General features: G+C 63.7%; 9 protein-coding genes. 4 read left to right on the forward strand and 5 right to left on the reverse strand.

The window, feature by feature from the left end:
- Positions 1-181 precede the first annotated feature (181 nt).
- The 3 genes from AC1DKD_RS14425 to AC1DKD_RS14435 all read right to left on the reverse strand — a co-directional run bounded on the left by AC1DKD_RS14425 (position 182) and on the right by AC1DKD_RS14435 (position 2,365).
- Positions 182-1,339, reverse strand: a complete 1,158-nt coding sequence (locus tag AC1DKD_RS14425; RefSeq protein WP_477111682.1) for an acyl-CoA dehydrogenase family protein — start codon at positions 1,337-1,339, stop codon at positions 182-184.
- A gap of 161 nt (positions 1,340-1,500) precedes the next feature.
- The gene (locus AC1DKD_RS14430; protein WP_441631395.1) at positions 1,501-1,899 is read right to left on the reverse strand and encodes a lysozyme inhibitor LprI family protein; all 399 of its coding nucleotides are present in this window, start codon (positions 1,897-1,899) and stop codon (positions 1,501-1,503) included.
- A 145-nt stretch (positions 1,900-2,044) separates the two neighbouring features.
- Positions 2,045-2,365 (reverse strand): H-NS histone family protein, encoded by a 321-nt coding sequence (locus AC1DKD_RS14435; protein WP_035874525.1) that lies wholly within the window; start codon positions 2,363-2,365, stop codon positions 2,045-2,047.
- Positions 2,366-3,305: 940 nt separating this feature from the next.
- Between AC1DKD_RS14435 and AC1DKD_RS14440 the strand changes: the two genes are divergently transcribed.
- On the forward strand, positions 3,306-4,943 hold the full coding sequence (locus AC1DKD_RS14440) for a phospholipase D family protein (RefSeq protein WP_477143385.1): 1,638 nt from the start codon (positions 3,306-3,308) through the stop codon (positions 4,941-4,943).
- Positions 4,944-5,006: 63 nt separating this feature from the next.
- Here AC1DKD_RS14440 and AC1DKD_RS14445 read toward each other — a convergent pair whose 3' ends face one another.
- Both AC1DKD_RS14445 and AC1DKD_RS14450 read right to left on the reverse strand, forming a co-directional pair.
- Positions 5,007-6,197, reverse strand: a complete 1,191-nt coding sequence (locus AC1DKD_RS14445; protein WP_441631400.1) for a M24 family metallopeptidase — start codon at positions 6,195-6,197, stop codon at positions 5,007-5,009.
- A 26-nt stretch (positions 6,198-6,223) separates the two neighbouring features.
- Positions 6,224-7,219 (reverse strand): Bug family tripartite tricarboxylate transporter substrate binding protein, encoded by a 996-nt coding sequence (locus AC1DKD_RS14450; RefSeq protein WP_441631402.1) that lies wholly within the window; start codon positions 7,217-7,219, stop codon positions 6,224-6,226.
- Between the two features lie 128 nt (positions 7,220-7,347).
- On the opposite strand from AC1DKD_RS14450, the gene AC1DKD_RS14455 reads away from it, so the two are divergent.
- The 3 genes from AC1DKD_RS14455 to AC1DKD_RS14465 all read left to right on the forward strand — a co-directional run.
- Positions 7,348-8,280, forward strand: coding sequence for a LysR family transcriptional regulator (locus AC1DKD_RS14455; RefSeq protein WP_441631404.1), 933 nt, complete (start codon positions 7,348-7,350; stop codon positions 8,278-8,280).
- Between the two features lie 100 nt (positions 8,281-8,380).
- Positions 8,381-9,331: a LysR family transcriptional regulator gene (locus AC1DKD_RS14460; RefSeq protein WP_441631406.1), complete on the forward strand. Its 951-nt coding sequence runs from the start codon at positions 8,381-8,383 to the stop codon at positions 9,329-9,331.
- 122 nt (positions 9,332-9,453) lie between these two features.
- The coding region (locus AC1DKD_RS14465) for an aminoacyl-tRNA deacylase (protein ID WP_477143386.1) at positions 9,454-9,755 on the forward strand (302 nt) is incomplete at its 3' end.

Consider the following 9,755-nt stretch of genomic DNA (forward strand, 5'->3'; position numbering starts at 1 on the left):
GGCCTCCGTTGAATACAACAGGACATCGCGTGCGCGCTTCGGTTAGCCCGCGGGCGCAGCGCCATCGCGGCACGAACACTGCCCSGACCCGGCGCGGACACCGGCCGGCGCGCCGCGGGCCGGGGGTCCGCACGCTAACGGCAAGGCTGGCCTTGCGCCCGCCTCGCTTCGCGTCTTCCGGTCAGTCGCGCAGCAGCTGCTTGGCGATGATCAGTTGCTGGATCTGCGTGGTGCCCTCGTAGAGGCGCAGCAGGCGCACATCGCGATAGAAGCGCTCGGCCTTGTACTCGGCGATATAGCCCGCGCCGCCATGGATCTGCACGGCGCGGTCGGCCACGCGGCCCACCATCTCGGTACAGAACATCTTGGTGCAGGAGGCCAGCATGCTGACTTCCGGATCGCTCTTGCCAGGCGTCTTGGCATCGTAGCGCTGGGCGCAGTCGCGCACCATCGACAAGCCGGCATACAGCTCGGTCTGGCTATCGGCCAGCATGGCCTGGATCAGCTGGAAATCGCCGATCGGCTGACCGAACTGCTTGCGCTCCTTGGCATAGGCCACGGCATCGGTAATCAGGCGGTGCGCCATGCCGCAGGCCAGCGCGGAGATATGCAGGCGGCCCCGGTCGAGCACCTTCATGGCGGTCTTGAAGCCCACGCCGGGCACGCCGCCGATGATGTTGGCGGCAGGCACGCGCACGTTTTCCAGCACCACGTCGCAGGTCTTGGTGCCTCGCTGGCCCATCTTCTTGTCCGGCTTGCCAAGCGAGATGCCCGGCGTATTCGCCGGCACGATGAACGAGGAAATGCCCGATGCCCCGGCGCCGCCGGTGCGTGCCATCAGCGTAAAGGCGCCGGCACGCGGGGCGTTGGTGATGAAGCGCTTGGTGCCGTTGATGATGTAGTGATCGCCGTCGAGCTCTGCCTTGGTCTGCAGCGAAGCCGCGTCGGAACCCGCGTTCGGCTCCGTCAGCGCGAACGAGATGACCAGCTCGCCGCTGGCGATCTTGGGCAGATATTCCTGCTTCTGCGCTTCGGTGCCGTCCATCAGGATGCCCTGCGAGCCGATGCCCACATTGGTGCCGAATACCGAGCGGAAAGCGAAAGCGGTATGACCGAGGTCATACACCACGTCGCATTCCTGCGCCATCGACAAACCGATGCCGCCGTAGTTTTCCGGAATGGAGATCCCGAACAGGCCCATCTCCTTCATGTCGGCAACGATATCGGCTGGTACGTCGTCGGTTTCCTCGAGCGTGTCTTCCGCCGGCTTCAGGCGTTCGTCGATGAAACGCTGCACCGACGCGCGCAGCAGCGAAAAGGATTCTGCATCCAGGCTCATGGGGGTCTCCGGTCAAAGCAAACAACGATGTGGCCCACATGGTACGCCGTCACCTGGCTTTGACAATCCCCCCGGTCTTGAACAGAATGGATAACAAATTTTGACAACGGTGGAATATGGCCAAAACGGCGCATTCCTCGCCGCATGGCCGATCCGACTGGTCAGCGCGCTCCCGCTTCGACGGCGAGGTCGGCCAGTTCCTTGGCCCGGTCCGCCGTCATCTGCATCACACAGGCGGACGCATTGACGCCAGCAAGCGTGCCGCCGTCGGGATCGGCCTGGAAATCGCAGTTGGCATCCCTGAACTTCAGCCATGCACGCTGCGCATCAAGCAGCCTGGGCTTCCTGGCGGGCGAAATCGCCTGCTGCAGACGCTTATAAATGGTATTCAGGGTCTTGTCCTGCCGTGCGGTCTCCGCCGCAATGCACTCGTGCATGCCGGCAGTAGTGACATCCGGGCGCTCCATGCAGGCCCCGTACTGTTTCGACAACAGTTTTTCGTCAGCATGCGCGGCAAAGGACGCGGCAAGCAGCAACGCTGAAAGCAGCGCTTTTTTCATATCGAATCTTGGGGGAATTGTTTCCTGGACGCCAATGGCCGCGCACAAGGCGCGGCCATTGGCTTGCCACCATGCCCGGCAAGCGGACAAATGTGGGCAAGCGAGCGCCGGCTRGAGCCAGCGCTTTCAGTCTGCTATTGCGTGATCAGGCTTCTGCGATCAGGAAGCGGGCACGGTTCTTACCCAGCCAGGCCGGTGCGCGGCCACGGCCGGTCCAGGTGGCGCCTGTCTTGGGATCGCGATACTTGGGAGGCAGGCTGGACTTGGGCTTGGCCGCGGCGCCGTTCGCGCTGGCTGCCGGGCGGCCCCGGCGGCGCTTCGGGGCGATATCGTCAGCCGTCAGTTCGTATTCCGCCATGAGCCCCTGGATCTGGGCAATAACGCCCGCCACTTCACTAGCACGCATCTCCGCCAGCTTGGCTTCGAGCGCTTCCTTTTCTGCGATCAGTTGCTTGTAAGTCGCCATTTTGATTCTCCTGGAGCGGTGTTAATTCAATGATAGGGGAAATTTTGCTGGCACAGCCTACCACGTTTGATTAAAGAAAATCCAATCGCGTAAGAAGATGATACATCCGCCCCGAATTGTAGCGAATTGAAAAGCCCGGCGGACACCCACATTGCACCCAGGATCGGCAGCCGGAATGCCCCGTCGAAGCAGACGAATACCTGTGCGCATTGYCGGATTCAAGTAATAGCTTGCGCGGCAAAGGCGGCTCAACAATTTGCTCCCGCACGCTGCTAACGGCATTGACGTGCGCCACGGCGCCGCAATCACCCGCCGGCACTAAGATGCAATAAGACAACTCTGTCCGAAAGGTCTTTGAAAGGACGGTCTTGCAAGTCGTTGGCAAACGCGATGCCCGACTAATCCGAGCGATGTGCGGACATTGTGCAGGCCATGCCAATGTGATAAGGAAGGCTGAACCGGCGAGCACGGGTTTCCGGAAATTGCCAGGCAAAGGCATAGGGTTCGGCCACGATGCTAAGCAGTATCCACTTTCCCATCCAATTCGGGCCGTGCCTCGCCGTCAATCCCACCCTGGAACCGCGCGGAAAGCTGGCGATCGATGATCGTCAAAGCAAGAAATGCCGGGCAATCCGCGCGCCAGAAACACTAGCAAATCGGCGCTGCCGAAGCCTCGCTTATGCATCTGTGGCGACTTTTTTTACCCGGCATTTGCCCAATTCCGGGTTGATTGCGTTTTAGCCTGGAACGCCTGCGGCGTTTGATAGGCAGCGTTCCGGCTTATGGATTCTGGCGCCCGCGCCTTTCCAAAAAGCAGCGCGCGTGCCACGAGATCTGGCTGGCCAGAAATCTTTCAGTTCCATGCCAACCGGACTGGTGGTACCTTGCAAAACGCGCCGCCCCCTTGGGGCATTGGCACAGCCAATTTGGGGAAAACACCATGTCGCATTGCCTGGAGGAAATCCATGAGGCGCAGGTAGTGGCCGCCGGGAAAGCGCAAGGACGCTGGCTCCGCCGCTTCGGCCTGTTTGCCGGCAGCGCAATGGCAGCCGCCCTGCTGACGGCCTGCGCCAGCCTGCCCGAGCCGGCCAGCCGGACGCCATCGCGAGCCCTTGCCGACACCGCCGGCACGCGCCTGGGCAGGGCGCTCGCCCCCGGCCAGGCGCAGCACCCTGGCCAATCGGTCTTCTACCCGCTTTCGTCCGGGCCGGATGCGCTGGTGGCACGCCTGGCGCTGGCGCGCGGCGCCGAGCGCAGCCTGGACCTGCAGTACTACATCTTCGACGGCGACCTCACCGGCAAGACCTTGCTGGCGGCGGTGGTTGCCGCGGCCGACCGCGGCGTGCGGGTGCGCCTGCTGCTCGACGACCTGCACCTGAGCGGGCAGGACCGCGAGTTGGCGGCAATCGACGCCCATCCGAATATCGAGGTGCGGCTGTTCAATCCCTTCGCCAACCGCAGCGCGCGCTGGCTGGAGTTCGCCACTGATTTCCGGCGTCTGGACCGGCGCATGCACAACAAATCAATGACCGCCGATAACCAGCTGACGGTGGTGGGCGGGCGCAATATCGGCGACCCCTATTTCTCCGCCAGTACGGCAACGGRCTTTAGCGACTTCGATGTGCTCGCCGGCGGCCCGGTGGTGCCGCAGGTATCGGCCGTGTTCGATGACTATTGGAATGGCGCGGCGAGCTATCCCGTGGCCAGCCTGATGCCGGCCCCTGCCGATGCGCAAGCCGAGGTGCAGGCCCTGCGCACATACCTGGACGAACATGCGGCCGAGGCCAGGGGCGGCGATTATGCGCGGGAATTGCTCGATTCCGGCATGGCGCAGGCGCTGGAAGGCGGCAAGTTGCCCGCTTACTGGGGGCAGGGCTCCGTGATTGCGGACCAGGCTGTCAAGGTCACGCTTCCGCCCGAAGACAACAGCAGCCACGCCATCCCCAAGCTGGTGCACCTGTTGGATAGCGCCCGGCGGGAGCTGTCACTGGTTTCGCCGTATTTCGTGCCGAACGCATCAGCGGTCGATTGGCTTGCCGGCATGGCGCGCCGCGGGGTGCGCGTCAGTATCCTGACCAACTCCTTCGCGGCCACCGACGTGAGCGCCGTGCACGCCGGCTATGCGCCCACGCGCAAGGCGCTGCTGGCGGCAGGCATCCAGCTTTACGAGCTCAAACCGTCGGCCTATGCGGAGATGGCGCACGAAGGGCACCGCAGCCTGATCAGCAAGAGCCGTGCAAGCCTGCACGCCAAAAGCTATATGGTCGACCGCCGCTTGCTGTTCGTCGGCTCGCTCAACCTGGACCCGCGCTCGGCCCGGCTCAATACCGAGATGGGCGTGGTGGTCGACAACGCGACGCTGTGCACGCAGCTTGGCGCGGCGCTGGACGAAAAGCTGCTTGATGTGGCCTACAAGGTAATGCTGGAACCAGACCCCGCCGGCGGGGAGCCGAAGCTGGTCTGGGTAACGCGCGACAACGGGCTACTGCGGACCTACGACAGTGAACCCGACATGAGTGTCTTCCAGCATTTCGGCCAGGGCCTGCTGCGGCTGCTGCCGCTGCAGGAAGAGTTGTAGCCAGCGTTGTCCTTGGTCCTTGGCTTGCCGGTGACGGCTTGAATCACTGCCCATGGCATTGCTTTAAAGCACGGTCGCGTATTCCAGCGTCTTGGGCGTGGAGGTCAGCGTGCGCGGCGTCTGCCCGACCACGACCGTGTCGTCCAGCCTGAATCCACCAATGCCATAGGCATAGATGCCCGGCTCAGCCGAATACACTTCGTCATCGAGCAGAGGCCGGTGGCAGAAGGCCATATCCTCCGGATACTCGTGATGGATGATGCCGATCGCATGGCCGGTGCGATGGCGAATATAGTCGCCAAAGCCCGCCTGCTCGATCTGTGCCTGTGCGGCGGCATCGATGGCACTCACCGGGTTGCCGGTGCGGGCCGCGGCAATGGCGGCTTCGTTGGCGTTCCGGGCCGCGGTCCATAGCCTGACCTGCTCGTCGCCCGGCCGGCCGCAGAACCATGTCCGCTCGTTTTCGATGGCCAGGCCGTTGAGGCGCGGTATCACGATATTGACCAGCACGTCGCCCTCCTTGATGCGCGCGCCGCAGGAGGCCCCGTCGCCATGGGGCGAAGCCGATGCCGGACCGCTCAGGGTCCAGCAGCGGATCACCTCGAAATGCTCGCCGGGAAAGCGCTCAGCCGCCTCCTGCACGAACAGCGAGGCCATGGCGAAATCCAGTTCCTGCACCAGCCTGCCGGGGCGGATATTTTCCCGGTAGCGATCCTGGACCCAGTCGGAAATCGATCCGATGGCCGCCATCACCGCGAGTTCCTCCGCATGCTTTTGCCAGCGCAGGCTGCGGCATTCCGCCGTGGCGGGCTGCAGCGTCAGCTCGGGCAGCAGCCGGGCAGCGGCGGCCAGCGCGGCACTGCCGCCTTCGACAGCAATGCGCGAGCGCGCCAGGCCAGCCCCTTTAAGGCGCTCGGCGAGCAATTCCGGCACTTGCCCGAGCAAGGGCAGGCGGTGGCTCAGCCTGGGATGCTCGGCGTAATAGCTGATATCGGTAATCCAGACTTTCTCCCGCTCCTGGGAGAACCGCATATGGTTGGTGGACAACTCGTTCATCACCAGGAACGGCGTGCCATTGCGTGGCACCACGGCAAAGACCGGCCGCTCCCAGGGCAATACATCGGTGTGGAAATTGGTCGCGAACTGAAAGAAGTCGCTGCTGGTGAAGATGATCGCATCGGCATGGATGTCGTCCATCAAGGCGAGCATCTTGCGATAGCGGCTGTCCCAGACGGCTTTGGTAAGTATTGGCACGGCAGTATTTCCTTTGGCTGTCTAATCTAGTCGTTGCTCAGGCCGAGTTGCCTGATCAGGGGACCCCATATCCTGCTATCGCGCTGCATCCATTCCTTTACCGCTTCCGGGCTGGATGGCAGCGGCTCGAGCTGAAGCGCATCGAGCCTGGCTTTCACCGAAGCATCGGCAAAGAACTTCCGGGTTTCCGCATTCAGCCGGTCAATGATTATCCTTGGCGTGCCAGCCGGCACTACCAGCGCGTACCAGCCCGGCAAAGGAAAATCCTTGATGCCGAGTTCGGCCAGCGTGGGCACATTGGGTACGCTCGATGCGCGCCGCGTACCGATAACTGCCAGCGGTTGCACCTTGCCGCCATTCGCCTGCACCGCGGCGGTGTTCAGCACATCTGCCATCAATTGCGTCTGGTTTCCCATTACGCTCGTCAGTCCGGCCGCCGCGCCGTTGTATGGCACGTGGGTCAGTTGCAGGCCCAGGCGCTGCTCCAGCATTTCAACGACGAGGTGGGTCGAGTTGCCTTTCCCCGCCGAGGCAAAATTCAATTCCGCCGGCTTCGCCTTTGCCGCTCTCGCCAGATCCTCCAGCGACTTGATCCCTGTGGACGGGCTGGCCACCAGCAGGAATGGCGTATTGACCAGCAGGCTGACGCCGTCGAAATCCTTCTGCGGGTCATAGGGCAATGCCTTGTACATATACGGGTTGAAAGCGAGATAGGAAATGCCCGCCACCATTACCGTATAGCCATCCGGCGCCTGCTTGGCGACGAAGCTGGCCGCCACCACGCCGTTCGCGCCGGCCCGGTTTTCCACCACCACCGGCGCCCCGAGATGGCGCGACATGTAATCGGCCCACAGCCGCCCGACCACATCGGTGCCGCCGCCCGGCGCTTGCGGCACCACCAGGCGCACCGGCTTGGCCGGGTACACCGCATCGGCGTGCGCGGATGCCGCGCCAAACTGCAAACCGGCTATGGCGCCCATCACGAGCGCGCCTGCCACCGCCCTGCTTTTCCATGTCCTCACGCTGCACTCCCGGTTGTCGTCCCAGCCCGCGCCGGGCGTGTCATCGAAGTGAAATCCACGACCGATTATGCATAGCCTATTCATGAATTAATAATGAAATAACTTGAGACTTCCATTAGCATTCGTGCATGACATGGAACCTTGACGACATCCTCTGGGCACGCCGGATGAAGCTGCGCCACCTGGAGGTTTTCCTCACGCTGGTGGAATCCGGCGGCATCACTGCGGCCGCCGAGGCGATGCACATGACGCAGCCCGCGGTCTCTCACTGGCTGAAGGACCTCGAAGATGTGGTGGGCACCGCGCTATTTGTCCGCGGACGACAATTGCAACTGACGCCGGCCGGGGAAGTGCTGCGGCGTCACGCGCTGCGCATGCTGGGCGATGTGCGCCGCGTAAACGATGAACTCGGCACGATCCGCACCGGTCTGGTGGGGCGCCTGCATGTGGGCTCCATCCTCTCCGCCGCGCCGGTGATCCTGCCCAAGGGCATTGCGCGGCTGCAGCGCCAGATGCCGGGCATCTTCATCCATGTGGTCGAGGCCACGCTGGAGACTTTGCTGGAGCGGCTGGGGCGCCGCGAACTGGACCTGATACTGGGCCCGCTCGACATCCGCGCTCATAAGTCCGGCTTCGCCAGCGAGTTGCTGATGGAAGACACCGTGAAGGTGGTGGCAAGCCCGGGCCATGCGATGGCGCGCAAGCGCAAGCCGACCTGGGCGCAGGCGGCGGCCTACGACTGGATCATGCCGCCGGCCGGCACCCTGATGCGCACGCGGCTGGAAGATGCGTTCATGCACGCCGCCACCCCGGTGCCGATGCCGCGCATCGAGACCGCTTCCATCATCACCATCCAGATGCTGCTGCGCGAGTCGCCATACCTGACCGTGCTGTCCGGGTCGGTCGCCGCTCACTATGCCGCGATGGGCCTGCTGGAATGCGTGCGGATGACGCCGGAAGTCGCCTTCAGCGCGCTCGGGATGCTGTGGAACAGGAATGCGGAGAGCCCTGGGCTGAGCCAGCTCGTGCAGTCGTTCAAGGAGGTCGCGCAGTCGCTATAGCGCCAGAGGCCGCGCACGGCGCCGCCCGCCGCAAAAGCTACACTGTCTGCCGTGCCGGCGCCTGCCGGCACGTTTTCACCCGAAGGAACCAACCCGCCACATGGACCTGAACGCCCTGCGCCTTTTCGTGGACATCGTCGACGCCGGCAACCTCTCGGCTGCCGCGCGCAAGCTCAAGATGACCCGCGCCAACGTGAGCTACCACCTGAAGGCCCTTGAAGAAGAACTGGGCGTGCAATTGCTGCGCCGTACCACCCGCCATGTCGAACCCACGCCAGTGGGCGCGGGGCTGTACGAGCACGGCCGCAACATCCTGGGCGAAGTGGCGGCGGCCAACGCGCTGATCAACAGCATGGGCAAGAGCCTGCAAGGCCACGTACGCCTGTCGGTACCCACCGGGCTGGGGCATTCGATGCTGTCGCCGCTGCTGGTGAAGTTCAAGCACCGCTATCCCGACATCACGCTCGACGTGGTGTTCGACAACCGCATCCACAACCTGGTGTCCGAGGATGTGGAAGTGGCGCTGCGCATCATCTCCACGCCACCGGATTCAGTGGTAGCGACCGAGATCGGCGTGGTCGAATGGGTGGTGTGCGGATCGCCAGGCTACCTGGCCACGCAGCCGCCTCCGCGCGAGCTGGCCGATCTCAAGGACCACGCCATCGTCTGCGCCTCGCCCATCGGCCAGAAGCTCAAGGCCTTCGGCACGCGCGGCAATGGCAGCGGCGCCGCACGCGAGCAAGTGTCGCTGGAGCCCACGCTGAGTTCCGAGAACTTCGCCTTCCTGAAGGATGGCGTGATGGGCGATCTCGGCCTGGGCATCTTCCCGCTCTACGCTGTCGGCGCGGAGCTCGACACGGGCGCCTTGCTGCCCGTGCTGGCGGACTACCAGATCAGCGTATTCGGTAGCCGTCTCTATATGCTGACCATGCCGAACCGCTACCAGACCATGGCCACGCGTTACCTGCTGAACTTCCTCAAGACCGAATTGCAGGCTTTGTGGCCCCAGCCGCGCCAGGCCGCCCCCGCGCAAGCGGACGACGAGGCATGACGGCGACGCGAGGCAACGCGGGCAAGGCGGATAGCAGCGCAGCCGGCGGGGGCACGGACTATAGTAGGAAACGCAGGGGCCCGCCCCCGTGGCCGCCGCACGTACAGCGAAGGAGACGCATCATGGCCTTGGCTACCACCCTGGCAAATTGCCTCAACAGCAGGAACAGCCGTTTCGACACCATCCGCCATCCCTACACCCTCAGCAGCATGGCCACTGCAGAGGCTGCGCACGTTCCCGGAGATCGCCTGGCCAAGACCCTGTTGCTGGAGGATGACATCGGCTACGTAGCCGCGGTGATCCCGTCCAGCCACCACCTCAACCTCGCCGCCATCTGCGCGCAAACCGGGCGCACGCTGGTACTGGCGCATGAAGACGAAATCCGCGAAGTCTTCAAGGATTGCGATCTCGGCGCCATTCCGCC

Source organism: Cupriavidus sp. 05T313 (assembly GCF_056396665.1).